General features: G+C 62.4%; 18 protein-coding genes. 5 read left to right on the top strand and 13 right to left on the bottom strand.

The features are described 5' to 3' along the window. Positions 1-178 precede the first annotated feature (178 nt). The 9 genes from J3P86_RS02875 to cbiE all read right to left on the bottom strand — a co-directional run bounded on the left by J3P86_RS02875 (position 179) and on the right by cbiE (position 7,056). Complete coding sequence (locus J3P86_RS02875) at positions 179-1,558, bottom strand: PepSY-associated TM helix domain-containing protein (protein ID WP_434699374.1); 1,380 nt, start codon at positions 1,556-1,558, stop codon at positions 179-181. A 206-nt stretch (positions 1,559-1,764) separates the two neighbouring features. Beyond that, positions 1,765-2,184: a DUF2946 domain-containing protein gene (locus tag J3P86_RS02880; protein WP_434699375.1), complete on the bottom strand. Its 420-nt coding sequence runs from the start codon at positions 2,182-2,184 to the stop codon at positions 1,765-1,767. A 12-nt stretch (positions 2,185-2,196) separates the two neighbouring features. Continuing rightward, positions 2,197-2,676 (bottom strand): copper chaperone PCu(A)C, encoded by a 480-nt coding sequence (locus tag J3P86_RS02885; RefSeq protein WP_434699376.1) that lies wholly within the window; start codon positions 2,674-2,676, stop codon positions 2,197-2,199. A gap of 46 nt (positions 2,677-2,722) precedes the next feature. After that, positions 2,723-3,121, bottom strand: a complete 399-nt coding sequence (locus tag J3P86_RS02890) for a DUF2946 domain-containing protein (protein ID WP_434699377.1) — start codon at positions 3,119-3,121, stop codon at positions 2,723-2,725. A 120-nt stretch (positions 3,122-3,241) separates the two neighbouring features. Further along, positions 3,242-3,532 (bottom strand): addiction module antidote protein, encoded by a 291-nt coding sequence (locus J3P86_RS02895; RefSeq protein ID WP_305497099.1) that lies wholly within the window; start codon positions 3,530-3,532, stop codon positions 3,242-3,244. Positions 3,533-3,535: 3 nt separating this feature from the next. Further along, positions 3,536-3,838 (bottom strand): type II toxin-antitoxin system RelE/ParE family toxin, encoded by a 303-nt coding sequence (locus J3P86_RS02900; RefSeq protein WP_434699378.1) that lies wholly within the window; start codon positions 3,836-3,838, stop codon positions 3,536-3,538. Between the two features lie 191 nt (positions 3,839-4,029). Further along, a complete protein-coding gene (locus J3P86_RS02905) occupies positions 4,030-4,758 on the bottom strand; it encodes a cobalt-precorrin-6A reductase (protein WP_434699379.1) in 729 nt (242 codons plus the stop codon). Continuing rightward, complete coding sequence (locus J3P86_RS02910) at positions 4,755-5,852, bottom strand: cobalt-precorrin-5B (C(1))-methyltransferase (RefSeq protein ID WP_434626320.1); 1,098 nt, start codon at positions 5,850-5,852, stop codon at positions 4,755-4,757. The genes J3P86_RS02905 and J3P86_RS02910 overlap by 4 nt, the downstream gene beginning before the upstream one ends. Further along, positions 5,845-7,056, bottom strand: coding sequence for a precorrin-6y C5,15-methyltransferase (decarboxylating) subunit CbiE (cbiE, locus tag J3P86_RS02915; RefSeq protein WP_434699380.1), 1,212 nt, complete (start codon positions 7,054-7,056; stop codon positions 5,845-5,847). The genes J3P86_RS02910 and cbiE overlap by 8 nt, the downstream gene beginning before the upstream one ends. A gap of 324 nt (positions 7,057-7,380) precedes the next feature. On the opposite strand from cbiE, the gene cobG reads away from it, so the two are divergent. Genes cobG through cobJ form a run of 4 tightly spaced genes read left to right on the top strand, consistent with a single transcriptional unit; the run spans position 7,381 to position 11,744 of the window. Next, positions 7,381-8,700 carry a precorrin-3B synthase gene (cobG, locus tag J3P86_RS02920; protein ID WP_434699381.1) on the top strand — a complete coding sequence of 440 codons (1,320 nt, stop codon included), beginning with the start codon at positions 7,381-7,383 and terminating at the stop codon, positions 8,698-8,700. Continuing rightward, positions 8,693-9,319: a precorrin-8X methylmutase gene (locus tag J3P86_RS02925; protein ID WP_434569945.1), complete on the top strand. Its 627-nt coding sequence runs from the start codon at positions 8,693-8,695 to the stop codon at positions 9,317-9,319. Before cobG ends, J3P86_RS02925 begins: the two co-directional genes overlap by 8 nt. Next, positions 9,319-10,050, top strand: coding sequence for a precorrin-2 C(20)-methyltransferase (locus tag J3P86_RS02930; RefSeq protein ID WP_305501368.1), 732 nt, complete (start codon positions 9,319-9,321; stop codon positions 10,048-10,050). Before J3P86_RS02925 ends, J3P86_RS02930 begins: the two co-directional genes overlap by 1 nt. Then, a complete protein-coding gene (cobJ, locus tag J3P86_RS02935; RefSeq protein ID WP_434699382.1) occupies positions 10,047-11,744 on the top strand; it encodes a precorrin-3B C(17)-methyltransferase in 1,698 nt (565 codons plus the stop codon). The genes J3P86_RS02930 and cobJ overlap by 4 nt, the downstream gene beginning before the upstream one ends. 24 nt (positions 11,745-11,768) lie before the next feature. Here cobJ and J3P86_RS02940 read toward each other — a convergent pair whose 3' ends face one another. After that, a complete protein-coding gene (locus J3P86_RS02940; RefSeq protein WP_434699383.1) occupies positions 11,769-12,428 on the bottom strand; it encodes a hypothetical protein in 660 nt (219 codons plus the stop codon). A 221-nt stretch (positions 12,429-12,649) separates the two neighbouring features. Between J3P86_RS02940 and J3P86_RS02945 the strand changes: the two genes are divergently transcribed. Then, the gene (locus J3P86_RS02945) at positions 12,650-13,471 is read left to right on the top strand and encodes a hypothetical protein (protein WP_434626314.1); all 822 of its coding nucleotides are present in this window, start codon (positions 12,650-12,652) and stop codon (positions 13,469-13,471) included. 4 nt (positions 13,472-13,475) lie between these two features. Here J3P86_RS02945 and J3P86_RS02950 read toward each other — a convergent pair whose 3' ends face one another. From J3P86_RS02950 to purD, 3 genes are all read right to left on the bottom strand, one after another. After that, positions 13,476-14,072: a MarC family protein gene (locus J3P86_RS02950; RefSeq protein WP_039593516.1), complete on the bottom strand. Its 597-nt coding sequence runs from the start codon at positions 14,070-14,072 to the stop codon at positions 13,476-13,478. A gap of 62 nt (positions 14,073-14,134) precedes the next feature. Beyond that, a complete protein-coding gene (locus J3P86_RS02955) occupies positions 14,135-16,909 on the bottom strand; it encodes a response regulator (RefSeq protein ID WP_434699384.1) in 2,775 nt (924 codons plus the stop codon). Between the two features lie 99 nt (positions 16,910-17,008). Next, on the bottom strand, positions 17,009-18,304 hold the full coding sequence (purD, locus tag J3P86_RS02960) for a phosphoribosylamine--glycine ligase (protein ID WP_434699385.1): 1,296 nt from the start codon (positions 18,302-18,304) through the stop codon (positions 17,009-17,011). Positions 18,305-18,481 lie beyond the last annotated feature (177 nt).

The following is an 18,481-nucleotide window of genomic DNA, read 5'->3' on the forward strand; positions in this document are numbered from 1 at the left end:
CGGCGCGCGGGTCCCTTGTGGGAGCGAGCTTGCTCGCGATAGCGGTGGTTCAGCTTGCATCATTGTTGAAGTACTGCCGCCATCGCGAGCAAGCTCGCTCCCACAGGGATGGTGTTTAGGTTTGGAAGGCGGGCGCGATTGTAGAGCTTTCGCGCCGCTTTCCGTTAACGCGCAATTCTCAGCTTGAAGATGAAGCGGCCTCAGGCTGGCGATTGAACCGGGTAACAAGCCGGTCCAACAGCCACACCACCACCAGCGACGCCCCCACCAACGGGAACACCACCGCCAGGGCCAACATGATGAACACACCGGTCTTCCACGTCGGCAGGTCGTGGCGCAGTGGCGGCACGCCGAACTTGCCCTGGGGCCGGCGTTTCCACCAGATCACCATTCCGCTCACGGCGCTGAGCAGGATCATCAGGCAGATCAGCAGGACGATGATCTGGTTCACCGGACCGAACATCTTGCCTTCGTGCAGCATCACCCCGGTTTCAGTGGCGCGGGCAACGAGGTTGTAGTGCTCCCAGCGCACGTCGGCCAGGACTTTTCCGGTGTACTGGTCCACGTGCAAGGTCGCGTCGTTGCGCGGGTCATCGGCAAACACGGCGATGGTGAATACGCCCGAGGCGGTCGTTGGCAGGGTGATGCTGTAGCCGGGCTCGACCTTGCGCTCGGTGGCGATGTCCTGCACCGCTTGCAAACTGACGGTCGGCGCGGCGGGGCCTTCGTGCATGCCGCCGTGGGCCATGTGTTCGGCGTGGTCGCCGGACATCGGCATTGGCGTGTTCTCTACCGCCCAGGGCACGGTCTGGCGATGGGCATTGTTGAGGCTGCCGGCCTCGATGTCGGACTTCGGTACGTCGTTCCACATCGCCGCCGGAAAGCGGTTCCACAGGTCCGCGTACTGCTTGCCCCAGAAGCCGGTCCAGGTCATGCCGCTGAGCAGCATCACCAACAGGAACGCCGCGCCCCAGAAACCGACAACGATGTGCAAGTCGCGCCAGAACACCCGACCGCGAGCGCTCCAGCGCGGCCACAGCACACCGGCCGAGGATTGCCCGCGCGGCCACCACAGGTACAGTCCGGAAACCACCAGCACCACGCCCCAACCGGCAGCCATTTCCACCAGCCGGTCACCGACGGTGCCGATCAGCAATTCACCGTGAATCGCCCGGGCCATGGCTTGCAGGTTGTCTTTCGCGTCCTGCTCGCCGAGCACGTCGCCGTGGTACGGGTCGATGAACACATTCAGCTCCCGACCCTTGTCGATCACCACGAATTGCGCGCTGCGCTCGGCGTTGATCGGCGGCAGGTACTGTTTGACCTGGCCTTCGGGGTAGGCCTGGCGGACCTGCTTGAGCAGGTCGTCCGCCGCCAGGCTGTGATGCCCGGCCGGTACGTTCAGCAGGTTGCCGTACATCAATGGATCGAGTTGCGGCTTGAACAGGTAGATGATCCCGGTCAGGGCCAGCATCACCATGAACGGCGCCACGAACAGCCCGGCATAAAAATGCCAGCGCCAGGCCAGGTTGTAGAAATTGGGTTTCGGTTGGCTCATTGCAAAGCGCTCCGCAGGGCAAATTCGGTTCTTCAAATATCGGCTGAGCGATGCAACCTCTGTGGGAGCGAGCCTGCTCGCGAAAGCTTTCGCGAGCAGGCTCGCTCCCACGGGTTTTATGTTTGCTTCGGCCCAGATGTCAGGCACTCATCCGTGTTTAAGGCAGCGTTGGGCTGTCCTTTGCGACCGGGTGAGCAGGTGCGGGCTTACGCGTCGAGTGGCGGTGCGCGGGTGCGGGCGCCCGGAAAGAACGCCGTCCGGGCATGACCCAGGCGCGGGGAAGGGCTGGTGTAGGTGTGGCTGGGAGGGGTGCCGAAGACGGCGAATGTGTGGCCGCCAGGCAGCGCCGGGCAGTTGAACAGCAGGCTGCAATAACCGCATTTTTCCCATAACGCGTGGTGTTCGTTCTGGGGCGCGCAGTGCTCGTGCACCGGCATGTCCATGCTCATCTCCATATCCATGCTCATGGACACAGGCATGGACATGCGCTGATCCATCGGCATCGACTGGGAAACCAGTGGTCCGATAAAGATCATCAGCATGGCGAACAGGCTGATCCAACTGCCGCGTGTCAGGCTCATGGGCTGACGGCGGTGCCTGGACGGGCTGGCGCGACGAGGTTGCATGGGCGGCTACGTCTACTGGGCGTGCTGGTGTGTCTTGGTGCCGTCGGGTGCTTTTTTCTGCACCGCGACATCCACCGTCACGTCCCCGGCCTTTTCGAAATGCAGGGTCATGGGGAAACGTTTGCCGTCGCTGAGCAAGCTGCGGTCCTTCAGGTCCAGCAACATCACGTGATAGGCCATCGGCGCGAAGGTGACGGTCGCACCGGGGGCGATGGCGACGACGGGCACCGCTTGCATTTTCATCAGGTCGTTTTGCATCACATGTTCATGGAGCTCGGCCTTGCCGGCAATCGGCGAGTCGACGCCGAGCAGTTTGTCGGCGGTGGCGCCGCGGTTGTGAATCACGAAGTACGCGGCCACGGTTGGCGCGTTGGGCGGCAACTCCTGGGACCACGGATGGGCGATCTCAAGCTCGGCGGCCTTGTACTGGTGGGCCTGGGCGAAGCCAACCGGGAGCAGCAGGGCGGCCAGCAGGATGAGTCGGTTCAACATGGCAATTCTCCGGAACGATTCAGGACGCAGTTTCATGCGGGAAGAATCAGGCCAGAGGCGAAGCACGGGGGTTGAGGCTGGGCCATTGCTGGCGCGGGGTCGGGCTGTCGAGCTTTGCGTGGGCCGTACCGCGATCGGCCCGTTGTGCGTCCAGATACAACTGCGGGGCGTGCCCGGCGAGCGCCATCAGCGGTGCCGGGCCTGAGCAGCACCAGCAATGCTGAATCGTCGAGTGATTGTCTTTCTGTGGCGCGCCTTGTTCCAGCTTGCCGAGGGAAACCGCCAGCATCTTCGTGCCGCTGGATGAGCAGAAACTGCCCCACAGCATTTGTTCCGCTGGCGTACTGGCGGCTGCACCGGCGCTATTGGAAAGCGGCATGGCAAGCATGTTGAACAGCACTGCGAAGCAGGCGATCCAGGCAAATGCAAGCCGTTGTCGGGACATGGGGCAATCCGCTCGGTTGGGCGATCAGGTGGCGGTATTTAGCCTGATCGGTGTCCAGAAGTAAAAAAGCCACGTGCGGTGTAGGGTCGCAGGGCTGGTGTTAACAGTAGCAATGGATTTTCAAATGGTCGTTGCACGTAACTTCAAGCCCAGAGCTTTCATGACTTTGATGATAGTTGTGAATTCTGGATTGCCCGCACTGCCCAGGGCTTTATAAAGACTCTCTCGCCCGAGCCCGGCATCACGGGCGATCTGCGTCATGCCTTTTGCCCTGGCGATATCGTTGAGAGCTGCGCGAACCAGTGCGCCGTCACCGCTATCTTCTTCAAAACAGGCATCCAGATAAGCGGCCATCTCCTCCGGCGTCTTGAGGTAGCTGGCTGCATCGAAACGTGTGAATTCTGCGGTCATGATTCACTCCTCATCACCCATGGCTTGCGCTATTTGAACAGCGCGTTTGATGTCCCGTTTCTGAGTTGATTTATCACCTCCCGCAAGCAGCAGGTAAAGCACGGAATCTCGACGGGCAAAATACACTCGGTAGCCTGGGCCCGAGTGAATGCGCATCTCATACACTGCGTTGCCGACTGGTTCGCAATCACCAAGATTGCCATGTTCGGCAGATCGAATCCTGGCAATAACGCGAGCTTTCCCTGTGACGTCTCTCAAACCGTCAAGCCAGCTTGAGAAGATCCGGGACTGTACAAATTCGATCATTGGATCGTATTCCTTGGGATACGCTGTGGCAAGCAGCGCATTTCCAGGCGCGAGACGGATCGCTCATGCTTGATGACTGCCAGACGCTGCGGTGGGTATCAAGGAGCGGAACTATAGAATTGAACGTCTTGGACGAAACAGCCGGCTGCGTCTGGAAAGCTTGTCAGAAATGTCTCGCTGATCTGCTGAGTTCAAAAGCCGTTGGGTACGGATAAAGCATCCAGCACGTCATTGACCGCTGCGAACTCCCGATCCACCCCCGCCAACACCGGCCGCTTCAACACCAGCACCGGCACCCCCCGTTCCCGGGCCACCTCCAGCTTCGGCTCGGTGGCCGTGCTGCCGCTGTTCTTGCTGACCAGCACATCGATTCGTCGCCGTTCGAACAGTTCGCGTTCACCGTCAATGTGAAACGGCCCACGGGCGCCGATGACTTCGCAGCGTTCGTTGCCGGGGTAAACGTCCAGTGCTCGCAGGGTCCAGAACTGTTCGGTGGGAATTTCATGCAGATGCTGCAGCGGCTCCCGGCCGAGCGTGAACAAGGGGCGGCGGAAAGGCTGCAAGGCCTGGATCAGTTCGGCCCAGTCGGCCACTTCGCGCCAGTCATCGCCGGCCCGTGGGTGCCAGGCCGGACGGCGCAGGGCCCAGCAGGGGATGGCGCAGGCGCGGGCGGCACGGGCGGCGTTGTAGCTGATTTGCGCGGCGTAGGGGTGGGTTGCGTCCAATAGCAGGTCGATGCCCTCGGCGCGGATGAATTGCGCCAGGCCTTCGGCGCCGCCGTAGCCGCCGACACGTACCTGGCAGGTCAGGTCGGTGGGGACGCGACCGATGCCCGCCAAGCTGTAGATGTGCTCGGGGCCGAGCGTGCGAGCGATGGCCAGGGCCTCGGTGACGCCACCGAGGAGCAGGATGCGTTTCATTTAAAGGCTCCAGCGTGGCCGACGATTGCGCCCTGACGGTCGATGGCGAAGACTTCGACCTGGACCTGGGCCGGGACCACGCTGCGAGCGAAGGCCAGGGCGTGCTCGCACACGGCATCACCGAGGGCGATGCCGACGGCGCTGGCCATCGCGAGGGCTTGCTGGCTGGTGTTGGCTTGACGAATGTCGTGCTGCAACTTCTCATCGGCACCGATTGCCGTCGCCCATTTGGCCAGTTGTGGCAGGTCGATGCTTGAGTGGCGGCTGTGCAGGTCCATATGCCCGGCGGCGAGTTTGCTGATCTTGCCGAAGCCGCCGCAAAGACTGAGCTTTTCCACCGGCACCTTGCGCACATGCTTGAGCACGGCGCCGACAAAGTCGCCCATTTCGATCAGCGCGATTTCCGGCAGGTTGTAGACCCGGCGCATGGTGTCTTCGCTGGCATTGCCGGTGCACGCGGCGATGTGCAGGTAGCCGTTGGTTTTCGCCACGTCGATGCCCTGGTGGATCGACGCTATGTAGGCTGCGCAGGAAAACGGCCGGACGATGCCGCTGGTGCCGAGGATCGACAGACCGCCGAGGATCCCCAGTCGCGGGTTCATGGTTTTCAGCGCCAGGGCTTCGCCGCCCTCGACATTGACTGTGACTTCGAACCCCCCGGCATAACCGCTTTCCTCGGCCAGGCGACCCAGGTGATCGTTGATCATTTTGCGCGGCACCGGGTTGATCGCTGGCTCACCGACAGCCAAGACTAGTCCCGGTCGCGTCACCGTGCCGACGCCACGACCGGCAACAAAACGCACGCCAGGTTCGGCAATCAGGCGCACCTGGGAAAACAACAGCGCGCCATGAGTCACGTCCGGGTCATCACCAGCGTCCTTGATCGTTCCGGCCTCGGCACCTTGTTCGGTCAGCCGGCAGAACTCCAGGCGCATCTGCACCTGCTTGCCCTTGGGCAGGACGATCTCCACGGCATCGGCCTCGGTGCCGCACAGCAGCAGTCGCGCCGCCGCCAGGCTGGTGGCCGTGGCGCAGCTGCCGGTGGTCAGGCCGCTGCGCAGGGGGGCGGGTTGCTCGGCGGTTTCGTCACGCATCGAGAGGTTTCGTCAGGTCCAGCAAGGTGATGGGCAAGGCTTGGCGCCAGGTATCGAATGCGCCCAAAGGCTGGGCCTGGGCGACATGGATGCGGGTCAGCTCACCGCCGTGGCGTTCGCGCCAGCTCATCAGTGTCATCTCGCTTTGCAGGGCCACGGCATTGGCGACGAGCCGACCGCCAGGCTTGAGCCGGGCCCAACAGGCATCAAGCACGCCTTCGCGGGTGACGCCGCCACCGATGAACACCGCGTCCGGACGCTCCAGGTTCTCCAGCGCCTGCGGGGCGCTGCCGCGAATCAATTGGAGGCCGGGCACGCCAAGGGTGTCGCGGTTGCGTTCGATCAAGGCTTGGCGGCCTTCGTCGGCTTCGATGGCCAGGGCTCGACAACTGGGGTGGGCGCGCATCCATTCGATGCCGATCGAGCCGCTGCCGGCGCCGACGTCCCAGAGCAACTCGCCGGGAGTTGGGGCGAGGCGAGCCAGGGTGACGGCACGCACGTCGCGCTTGGTCAGCTGGCCGTCATGCTCGAAAGCGCTGTCCGGCAGGCCGGCCAGGCGTGACAGGCACTGCGTCGACGGATCGGCCCGGCATTCGATGGCGATCAGGTTCAGATCGGCGACCGCCTCATCGGACCAGTGCGCAGCGCAACCGTCGATCCGTCGTTCTGCCGCACCGCCCAAATGCTCCAGCACGGTCATGGCGCTCGGGCCGAATCCGCGCTCGCGCAGCAGCATCGCCACGGCGCTGGGGCTGTGGCGGTCGTTACTCAGCAGCAACAGCCTGACGCCACTGGACAAGTGCGCATTGAGCGCTGCCAGGGGGCGGGCCACCAGCGACAGCGTGACCGCGTCCTGCAACGGCCAGCCCATGCGCGCCGCCGCCAGTGAGCAGGAGGACGGCGCGGGGATGACCTGCATTTCCTCGGCCGGCAGCTGTTTCGCCAGGCTGGCGCCGACGCCATAGAACATCGGATCACCACTGGCCAGCACGCACACCGGCTCGCCCCGTCGAGCCAGCAGCGGTTCCAGGGAGAACGGGCTTGGCCACAGCTTCCGCTCGCCGCGGATACACAGCGGCAGCAGTTCCAATTGACGGGCGCTGCCCAGTATCCGCGACGCCCGCAGCAATGCATGGCGAGCCGTTCGGCCCAGGCCCTTGAAGCCCTCTTCACCGATGCCCACTACGGTCAGCCAGGGGGTCATCTCTGTTCCTCGAATAAATGGGTTGATCGCCAGGCTTGTTGCCGCCGCGAACCGGGTCGCCATCATACCGTGCCTCGACGGATCTGACGTGAACCATCCCTTGTGGGAGCGAGCTTGCTCGCGATGACGGCGTTACATTCAACATTATCTTTTCAGACAGACCGCTATCGCGAGCAAGCTCGCTCCCACAGGGGATTTGCGGTGAGCATGGGATTTATGTGCCCACCATCAGCAATCCGACCGGCAAGCTTTTCATGACCGCAGGCAAAGCAGGCATAATGGCGGCCCTCGCCGCTGCGGCGTTTCCTATTTACCGGTTCTGCCTTGAACGAACGTCCCTCTTCCAACGTCATTCGCCCCTCGGTTTGTCCGGGGTTGCTGCGTGTTGTCCAGGCACTGGACGGAGGAATCTGCCGAATCAAGCTCGATGGCGGCGTCATCCACGCGGATCAGGCCGAAACCGTCGCGTGGGTGGCCGAGCAGTTCGCCGGGGGCGTGATCGAGGCCACCAACCGCGGCAACTTGCAGATCCGCGGTATCGGCCCTGAGCCGGATGCGTTGATCGAGCCGTTGCTGGCCGCCGGGCTTGGCCCGCGCAAGGCGGCCGGCGATGACGTGCGCAACCTGATGCTCAGCCCCTCGGCGGGGCTCGACCGGCAGATGCTGTTCGACACCCGTCCGCTGGCCGCGCAGATCCTCTTCACCCTGCAAACCCATGAACGCTTCCACGAACTCTCGGCCAAGTTCGCCGTGCAGTTGGACGGTGGCGAAGCCTTGGCGATGCTCGAGCATCACCATGACCTGTGGCTATCGGCGCTTGTCCAGCACGGCGAGCCCTGGCTTGCCTTTGGCCTGGCCGGTTCGCCATTGGACACGCCGGCGGGCAAGGTGCCCCTGGCCCAAGGGCATGCCCTGGTGGTAGCGGTGCTGGAGCTGTTTCTCGAACTGGCCCGCCCGGACCAGAACCGCATGCGCCAACTGCTGGCTGAATATGCCGTGGATGAATTCATGACCCGGTTAGCCGGCCGCGTGCCGCTGCAACCTTGCCTTGACTGGCGGCGGAGTGCGTCGCCCGGCGGCCTGCACATCGGTATTCATTCCCAGCACGACGAACGGGTCTATGTCGGCGCGGCGGCGCCCCTCGGCCGGCTTGATACGGTCATGCTGCGCGGCGCGGCGCAGTTGGCGCGGGAGAAGGGCGACGGCAATCTTCGCTTCACTCCCTGGCAAAGCCTGTTGCTGCCCAACGTGCGCCGCGAAAATGCGGATGCCGTGTTGACCCAGCTCGACGCGCTGGGCCTGTTGTGTTCGCTCGATCACTCCCTGGCGCAACTCATCGCCTGCACCGGCTCCAGTGGCTGTGGCAAAGGCCTGGCCGACACCAAGGGCGATGCCCGCCAGTTGGCGGATCTGCTGCAACGTCGGGGCCAGGCTTTGAGCATTCATCTGTCCGGCTGCCAGCGATCGTGCGCGGCGGCCCACATCGCCCCGGCGACGTTGCTGGCGGTCGCCCCCGATCGTTATGACCTCTATTTTCGTGATGCCGCGTTGCCGGGTTTCGGCGCGCTGCAAGCACACAATCTGACAATCGAAGCGCTCGGCCACTGGCTCGACGCTCATCCCCGGAGCCCCCTTGATGCTTGATTACATCCGCGACGGTCAGGAGATCTATCGCAACTCCTTCGCGATCATCCGCGCCGAGGCCAATCTGGCGCGCATTCCTGCCGATCTGGAAAAACTAGCGGTGCGGGTGATCCACGCCTGCGGCATGGTCGAGGCGGTCGATGGCCTGCAGTTTTCCGCAGGCGCAGGCGCGGCGGGGCGCCAGGCACTGGCGGCCGGTGCGCCGATCCTGTGTGATGCGCGGATGGTGTCCGAGGGCGTGACCCGGGCGCGCCTGCCGGCCAACAATCCGGTGATTTGCACCTTGCGCGACGACAGCGTGCCAGCGTTGGCCCGCGAGCTGGGCAACACTCGCTCGGCGGCCGCGCTGGAGCTGTGGCGTCCACACCTGGAAGGTAGCGTCGTGGTCATCGGCAACGCACCGACCGCGCTGTTCTATCTGCTGGAAATGCTCGATGCCGGCGCGCCGAAACCGGCCCTGATCCTTGGCTTCCCGGTGGGTTTTGTCGGCGCCGCCGAGTCCAAGGCGGCGCTGGCGGCTGACAGCCGTGGCGTGCCGTTCGTGATCATGCAAGGCCGCCTGGGCGGCAGCGCCATGGCCGCCGCCGCCGTCAATGCCCTCGCCACGGAGGTTGAATGATGCAGCAGCCTGGACGCTTGATCGGCCTCGGCGTAGGGCCGGGTGACCCGGAACTGATCACGGTCAAGGCACTGCGCCTGCTGCGGGAATCGCCGGTGGTGGCGTACTTCGTCGCCAAGGGCAAGAAAGGCAACGCCTTCGGCATCATCGAGGCCCATCTGCAGGACGCGCAAACCTTGCTGCCACTGGTCTACCCGGTCACCACCGAAGTGCTGCCGGCGCCGTTGTCCTACGAAGAGGTAATCGCCGACTTCTATGACACCGCCGCCGAGCAACTCGCCGTGCACCTGGATGCCGGTCGCGACGTGGCGGTGATCTGCGAGGGCGATCCGTTTTTCTACGGCTCCTATATGTACTTGCACGACCGCCTGGCCGAGCGCTACGAGGCCGAGGTCATTCCCGGCGTGTGTTCGATGCTCGGTGGTGCCTCGGTGCTGGGAGCCCCGCTGGTTTATCGCAACCAGAGCCTGTCGGTGCTCTCCGGCGTCCTGCCCCACGACGATCTCAAGCGTCGGCTGGCCGATGCCGATGCGGCGGTGATCATGAAGCTGGGGCGCAATTTTCCCAAGGTTCGGCAGGTGCTTGAGGAATTGGGCATGGACGGGCGGGCGCTGTACGTCGAGCGCGCGACCATGGCCAACCAGAAAATCGTGCCGCTGGATGAAGTCGAGCCGATGTCTTCGCCGTACTTCTCGCTGATCATCGTCCCGGGCGAGCGGTGGCAGGGATGAGGAAACCGGCGGCAATTGTCATCCTCGGCCCGGGCAGTCTCGCGACGGCCCGACGAATCCAGCAGTGCTATCCCGATGCGCTGATCCATGGCCTCGTCGGGCGGGTCGACGGCGATCGGCAATACCTTGAGTTCGGCACCACGTTGCGCGAACTCTATCAACAGGACACGCCGATCATTGCGCTGTGCGCGGCGGGCATCGTCATTCGCACCCTCGCGCCGCTGTTGCTGGAAAAAGGCGTCGAGCCGCCGGTGCTGGCGGTGGCCGAGGATGGCAGCGCCGTGGTGCCGCTGCTGGGCGGTCTGGGCGGCGTGAATGTCATGGCCCGGGAAATCGCGACAGCGCTGCAAGTCGCCCCGGCGATCACCACCAGCGGCGAGTTGCGTTTTGGCACCTGCCTGCTCAATCCACCGAGCGGCTACAGCCTCGGCGACCTGGAACAGGGCAAGCGCTTCGTGTCCGACCTGCTCGCCGGCGAGCCGGTGCGGGTCGAAGGTGCGGCGCCGTGGCTGGACCAGGCGCAATTGCCCCAGGATGCGCAGGCACGGTTGGCGATACGCATCGACAGCGCCGCGGGTGTACCCGCGCCGGACGAATTGCGGATCTATCCGCGCAACGTGGTGGTCGCGGTGAGTGCCGGCACGCCGGACGTGTCGACTGCGGTCAGCGACGCGCTGCACCGAACCGGCCTCGCCGTGCAATCGCTGGCGTGCCTGCTGGCGGCGGACAGCGACATGGCCCGCGCCGAGTTGCACCACGCTGCGCTGGCGCTGGGTGTGCCGCTGCGCTTCGCGCGGGCCAGCGATGACATCGAGCAATGGTTGGGTGATGCGTTGGGCCTGCCGGTTTCGTTGCAACCAATGGGCGGCGTGGCCATCGCCGTGGCTGAGCGGCCCGTCGACCCGCTGCAGCTTGGCCGTGCGCGCGGACGTCTGGCGGTGATCGGCCTTGGCCCTGGAGCGGCAGAGTTGATGGTCCCGGCCGTGCGTGCCGAACTCGACCGCGCCAACGATGTGCTCGGCTATGAGACTTACGTGCGCATGGCCGGGCCTTTGCGGGCCGACCAGGTGCAGCATTGCACCGATAACCGCGAAGAAATGCAGCGTGCCCGACATGCCTTCGAACTGGCGGCTCAGGGCCGGTCGGTGGTGGTGGTGTCATCCGGTGACCCTGGCGTATTCGCCATGGCTGCCGCTGTACTGGAAGCGCTGCATGAGTCGACTGATGCCGACTGGCATAATGTCGACCTGCAAATCCTGCCAGGCGTCTCGGCCTCCCTGGCCACGGCGGCCCAGGCCGGCGCGCCGCTGGGTCATGATTTCTGCGTGATGTCCTTGTCGGATAATCTCAAGCCGTGGTCGATCATCGAGAAACGCCTGGACCTGGCGGCCGAGGCGGACCTGGCCCTGGCGTTCTACAACCCGATCTCCCGCTCCCGTCCTTGGCAACTGGGACGAGCGCTGAAAATCGTCGCACAACACCGCGCGGCTGATACTCCAGTAGTGCTGGGACGTGACATCGGCCGACCGGGCCAGACCCTGCGCGTCACCACCCTCGGGCAACTGACCCCGGACCAGGTGGACATGCGCACCATGGTGCTAATCGGCTCCTCGACCACCTGCGTATTTCCGCGCGTCGAAGGTGGCGACTGGGTGTATACGCCGCGTTGGTACGGCGATAAGCCCGGGGCATGAAGTAGCGTCAGGGTGTCAGGTGATTTAATTGTCCATGGGGCGGTTCTGGCTGAGGTCGAATCGCTCCATGCGTTTTTTTTCCAATCGCCTGTTTATCAATACTCGCTGCCCGTCGAGTATCGTCTTGTTCAACCTCAGGTAGGCTTTTCGCTGGACTATCCTGGCTGAGCGTTTTTCCCAAGTCCAGAACAGGAAGTTGGTTCTCTTCATGTAGGCGTTCAGCTCAAGTTTGAAAACGGCGATATTGAGAAGGCCTCGCGCGTCGTAGCGGGCTGGAACTACTTGGAAGCTGTCCCCTGAACCGCTTTCCCGGTCAAAGGACAACAGCGCCGGGCTGTTGGTTTTCAAGCTGTCGAGCGTGTCGATCATGGCATTGCCTTGCCGGCTATCGCTCATCCCGTTTGCGCTCTCGACCAGAAAGTCCGCCACAGAGCCTGTGAGGATATGTTGTGTTCTAGTAAATATTGCGTCCTGATAGATTGACCAGCCGAGAGCCTTCAACACACCGACATACTGTTCAAGCCAACGCTCCGGATCGTAATAACGGTTGTGTTTTTCGTCAGCAATGAGGATGGCGAAGTTATTGCAATCGGCAATATCGTCATGCTCTGACAGGGAGAGTGTCTCGATGTATGAAAAAAGGCTGGGGCCCGTTATGAGGCCGGTGAGTGTTTTATTGGTCATTCCTTTTTATCCGTAAAGTTGAGTGATGTATTCATAAATACAACAACGCGTGTGAACTTCAAGTGGCGGGGCTTGTTGTTTGGAAACCGGATGTTTTCAGGGGGGGGCTGGTAGGCGCCCCGAACATGTTGTAATTGTTTGGCGTTTGTTGTTGGTTTGAAAAGTCACTAGATTCGACACTGTCCGCAGGAGCGGTCACTCAAATAACCAAGGAAGATTGTATGGAACTGTCTGAAAGTAAAATCAGCGTCGCAGAAACTATCGAGTTTATTAATGCGCGTATCGACAGGCGCAAGTCATCGGTTCCGGCCGGGCGGCGTGTACGCAGATCCGTTGTGCAGTCGCAGGTCAACCCGACCAAGGAACTCGATGCGCTGATGCTGGGCGACGCGCTGGTGGGTTATGGCAATAACATGACCCTCGAAAATATGACAATCATGGAAAACCTGATGAGCATGGCGATCCTCGAAGCAAACGCCAGCTTCCCCGATGGCAGGAATACGCGTGAGTGGTATGAGGAGTTCATACAGTGCCTGGAGTCTCTAGGGTGTTTCGTGCCCGACAGTGGCTATACCCGTTATTCCGAAAGTTCCGTGCGGGTAGACCTGGACCTGGTGATCAAGGATATCGTCAAAGGAATCATTGATGGAGTGAAGGCCGGTTTCCCGGCAGCGACGGTGCTTGGGGCCGTGGTGGATACCACGATCGATGGTTTGAAGCAGGACGACAAGACCATCAACCTCTTCCACAGCCAGGCGAAGACTTTTGATGGCGCGCGCTTGTCAGTCATCCCTTGTGAGCAGCTTTCCAACGGTCTCCTGATTGCTTCTGCCGCGTCGATAAAACACTCCGGCTCTTCGAATGAAGGCGGTGTTCTATTCGTAAACTGGCGGGCCTCGGCGCGGGAATTTTTCCGTGGTAAATCGTTCGTGACCTTCAACCCGGCCCGTTATGAAACGTTCAGGCAGGAAATCGAGAAATACTTGGGTGAGTATCGCAAAGAAGCATTGAGCAAAAGGTTCAGCCGTCGCAAGCGCGGGTAAATGGCTACGGGGCCAGATACCCTTTTACTCCAGTAAAAATGATCTGCGCCGCCAGCGCGCAGACAAACAGCCCCATCAGGCGGCTGACGATCTGCAGGCCTTGGTCGCCGAGGATCCGTTCGATGCGGCTGGACAGGTAAAGCACGACGCCAACGGTGAAGCTGGCCAGGGCGATGCTGATGATCGCCATGAGCTTGTCGTCCCAGTGCGGCTGGCTTACGCCCATCACCAGCAGGGCACCGATGGTGCCGGGGCCGACAGTCAACGGAATGGTCAGCGGGACGATAGTCACGTCCTGCTGGACATTGTCGGTCTGTACCGCCGATTTGCCCTGGGCCATGCCCAGCGCCGAAATGAACAGCACGCTGCCGGCGCCGATACGGAATGCATCCACGGTGATGCCAAACACGCTGAAGATGACCCGCCCGAACAGATAGAGCAATACGCTGGATACCAGCGTCGCGGTCGCGACCTTCCAGGCCAGCCGACGTTGCTCCTTACGCGAATAGCCGCGGGTCAGGCTGATAAAACACGACAGCACGAAGAACGGGCTATAAAGCACCAGCATTTTCAGGTAAACGCTGAACAGCACATGGAGCATGGTAGAGGCTCAAGGCGGAGGAGGACGACGGGAGTCTATCAGGGGTTTTGGTGCCTGTCGGCTCAGGACGTCTGCGCCGTACGGTTCTGTTGGTCGCGCTGGGCCACCCAATGCTCGATCAGCTCGCGCAACTGCGACAGCTCCACCGGCTTGGCCATATGTCCGTCCATCCCGGCCTGGCGCGCACGCTCCTTGTGTTCGGCCAGGATGTGCGCCGTCAGCGCGACCACCGGGGTGCGCGTCCGTTGGTTGCCGACTTCCCAGGCGCGTAATTGCTGGGTGGCGGAGAAGCCGTCGAGTATCGGCATTTCGCAATCCATCAGGACCAGGTCGTAGCGCTGCTCCTTCATGGCCTTGAGGGCTTCTTCGCCGTTGCTGGCGGTGTCGGGTTGCAGGTTGAGCTTGCCGAGCATGCCGCGGATGACTTTGGTGGAAATGCTGTTGTCTTCGGCTACCAGGATGCGAAAGTCGCTGGGCACTTTCACCGGCAGGAGAGGGCCGGCATTCACCGGGGCAATCGGGGCCTGGCCTTTATTGCGCTGGTTGAGCTCGTCCGCCAGGGTGGTCTTGAGCGTATAACCGGCCACCGGTTTGGCGAGGATGCGCTTGACGCCGCTGTTGCGCGCCACGATCTTGCTCGGCGCGTTGCTGATGCCGGTGAGCATGATCAACAGGATGTCGTGGTTCAGGCTCGGGTCTTCCTTGATCTTGGCCGCCAATTGCATGCCGGTCATGCCGGGCATGTTCTGGTCCAGCAGCACCACGTCGAAATAATCACGCAGGTGCGCCTTGGTGCGCAGCAGCGCCAGGGCTTCCTTGCCCGATGGCACCGCGCTGACGTTCAGGCCCCAGGCGCTGCATTGCTGGACCAACACCTTGCGGCAGGTGTCGTTGTCGTCGACGACCAATACCCGCGCCCCTTGCAGCGGGCTGTCGAGATCGGAAGTCGGGTGTTCGAGGCGGTCAGGGTCCAGTGGCAAGGTCAGCCACAAGGTGCTGCCCTGGCTGCTTCCACTCTTGATGCCGAACTCGCCATGCATCAGCATGATCAACTGGCGGGCGATGACCAGGCCCAGGTTGCCCCCCAGCCGCGTGGCGGAGAGAAAATTCTTGCTGTGCAGCTCGGCGTGCATCAGCGTGTCGCGCTCCTCGGCGTCCATGGGCGAACCGCTGTCCTGCACCGCGATACGCAGGCGTGGCTGGTTGCTGCGTTCATCAAGGGCGACGACGATCAGCACTTCGCCCTCGTCGGTTTTCTTCAAGGCATTTTCCAGCAGGCTCAGCAGGGCCTGGCGCAGCCGCGTCGGATCACCACTGATGACGCGCGGCACCTGGGGCTGGATAAAACTGATCAGCTCGACATTCTGCTGTTCAGCCTTGGCGCGGAAGATACTCAAGCAATCCTCGATCAGCGCATTCAGGTCGAATTGCACATCGTCCAGCTCGATCTGGCCCGATTCGAGACGGGATATATCGAGAATTTCGTTGATCAGTGTGAGCAGTTCGTTGCCGGCGCTGTGGATCGTCTGCACGTAGTCACGCTGCTTGACCGACAATGGCGTGCCCAGCAGCAACTCGGTCATGCCCAGCACGCCGTTCATGGGGGTGCGGATTTCATGACTGATCTTGGCCAGGAACTCGGCCTTGGCGTTGATTTCGGCGTTGCTTGCCGCCAGGTCGCGGCTGATGCTGAAGCGGCTCTCGTTGATCGACCGCTGGCGTTCGCCCAGCGCGACGCTCATCAACAGGCCGCTGATGCAGATGAAGACCAGCAGCGTGACGATCAGGCCTTGCGGTGCGACTTCCGTCAGCCCTTGCAAGGCCGGGAGGATGATCAGCGTGCCGAGGTTGAACACCACCATGGCGGCGACGAACAGGCGTGCCGGGCGGTAGCCTTTCTGCCAGTGCCAGGCGCTGACGAACAACATGCTCAGCCCGGCCAGCGCCACCAGTGCATAGGTGATGATGTTGAGCGGCAGCGTGTTGACGAACAACAGCAGCAGGCTGCATAGCACGATGAAGACGATTTCCCCCACCAGCAGCCGGTTCAGCGGATGCTCGCCCAGCGGCGCGAAGAAACGAAAAGCGAACATCAAGCCGCAGGGCGCAGTCAGCAACAGCGCCAGGTACGCTCCCGGCGTCTGGATCGCCGGCCAGTCAGGCAGCCAGGCCCCGGCCAGGTTCAGCAACAGGATCAGGCTGAGCATCAGCAACCCTTCACAGGCTGCCAGCCACAGGCAACTGCGCGAGCGGGTATAGGCGTAACGGGTGAGGTTGTGCAGGATCAACATGGCGATGCAGCCGAACAGCAGGCCGTAGATCAGCGTCTGGTTCTGGTTGGCCGCCGCCATGATGGCCGGTTGCAGCGTGACGTAGGGGCGCAGTTCGTACCGGGAGGCCAATCGCAGGTAGACGTCGAGGGGCTTGTCGCTGCGCGGCAGTGCCAGCATGAGATCACTGCTGGGAGCGGACTGTCCGGTATCTGGCGAGGCATTGCCACTGATCTGTTGATCAATCAGCGTATCGCCGTCCAGCACATAAAGATTCAGGCGCGACAGGTCTGGGGCAAAGATGCGCAGAATCTGTTCATGCCGGTCAGGCGCCAGCCGGAAACGCAGCCATAACGCTCCGCCGGGTTCGGCCGCCTTGAGGTGGTCCAGGTCTATCGGGCTGAATTGATTGGTGTAGCGGGCAGAGCGGATGTCGCTGAGCTTCAGGTTACCCTGTTCGTCGAGCAATATCGCCCAACCACTGCCTGGCGCGGCCTGGGCCGGGAACATGCAGAGCAATGTCAGCAGGGTAACGGTGAAGCCTATGGCAATCCTGAGCCAGCGCACGGCGAAATCCCTTCATAGGTTGATGCCAGATTATAACTATGCGCGGCGCCCCGGCAGCCAGGCAAGGGCCATGGCCCTCTGCCTGGCTGAACGGCCGGGTTATTCCTGGTTTTCGCCACTCTCACGGGCAATGGCTCGGTAGCCAATGTCGTTGCGGTAGAAGCAACCTTCCCAATCAATCTGCGCGGCAAGCCGGTAGGCCTGCTGCTGGGCCGCATCGACACTGGCGCCCATGGCCGTGGCGCAAAGCACGCGACCACCGGCGGTGACCACCTGTCCATCCTTCAGTGCCGTGCCAGCGTGGAACACCTTGCCTTCCAATTGCGCGGCGGCGTCCAGGCCTTTGATGGCGCTGCCCTTGGCATAGTCGCCTGGATATCCACCCGCCGCCAACACCACGCCAACGCTTGGACGCGGATCCCATTGGGCTTCAACCTTGTCCAGCGCCTGGGCCAGGGCCGCTTCGACCAGCAGCACCAGGCTCGATTGCAGGCGCAGCATCACCGGCTGGGTCTCAGGATCGCCGAAACGGCAGTTGAATTCGATGACTTTCGGGTTGCCTGCCTTGTCGATCATCAGGCCAGCGTAAAGGAAACCGGTGTAGACGTTGCCTTCCTTGGCCATGCCGCGCACGGTCGGCCAGATCACCTGGTCCATCACGCGCTGGTGTACCTCGGCGGTGACTACCGGGGCGGGGGAGTAGGCGCCCATGCCGCCGGTGTTCGGGCCGCTGTCGCCGTCGCCGACACGTTTGTGGTCCTGGCTGGTGGCCATCGGCAAGACATTCTTGCCGTCGACCATGACGATGAAACTGGCTTCCTCGCCATCGAGGAATTCTTCGATGACAACCCGCGATCCGGCGTCACCAAAGGCGTTGCCGGCGAGCATGTCACGCACGGCATCTTCGGCTTCGGCCAGGGTCATGGCAACGATCACGCCTTTGCCGGCGGCCAGGCCGTCGGCCTTGATCACGATCGGTGCGCCTTTTTCGCGCAGGTAAGCCAGTGCCGGTTCGATTTCGGTGAAGTTCTGGTAGTCGGCGGTGGGGATCTTGTGACGCGCCAGGAAATCCTTGGTAAACGCTTTCGAACCTTCCAGCTGCGCGGCCCCGGCGGTCGGGCCGAAGCAGTCCAGGCCGCGAGAGCGGAACTGGTCGACCACGCCAGCGACCAGCGGCACTTCCGGGCCGACGATAGTCAGCGAGACGTTCTTCTCGGCGAAGTCGGCCAGTTGCTCCAGGGCCAGCACGTCGATGGCAACGTTTTCGCACTTGGCTTCGATGGCGGTGCCGGCATTGCCCGGTGCGACAAAGACCTTCTGCACGCGCGGATCCTGAGCCACTTTCCAGGCCAGGGCGTGTTCACGGCCACCGCTGCCAATGATCAAAACATTCATTTCAAAAACCTCGGATGACGCTGATTCTGTTCGGAACCTAAGGCATTTTGCGCCGTAGGAGGTCGCAATGAAGTCGGTAGATGCAAGGCGGAGTCGACTTCGATGAGCGGAGTTGCCTTTTGGCAATGAGCATCATCGAGGTCGGCTCCAACGCAGCAGATATCGGCTTCAGTGCGG

Source organism: Pseudomonas sp. D1-1, from assembly GCF_051132225.1.
Classification (GTDB): Bacteria; Pseudomonadota; Gammaproteobacteria; order Pseudomonadales; family Pseudomonadaceae; genus Aquipseudomonas.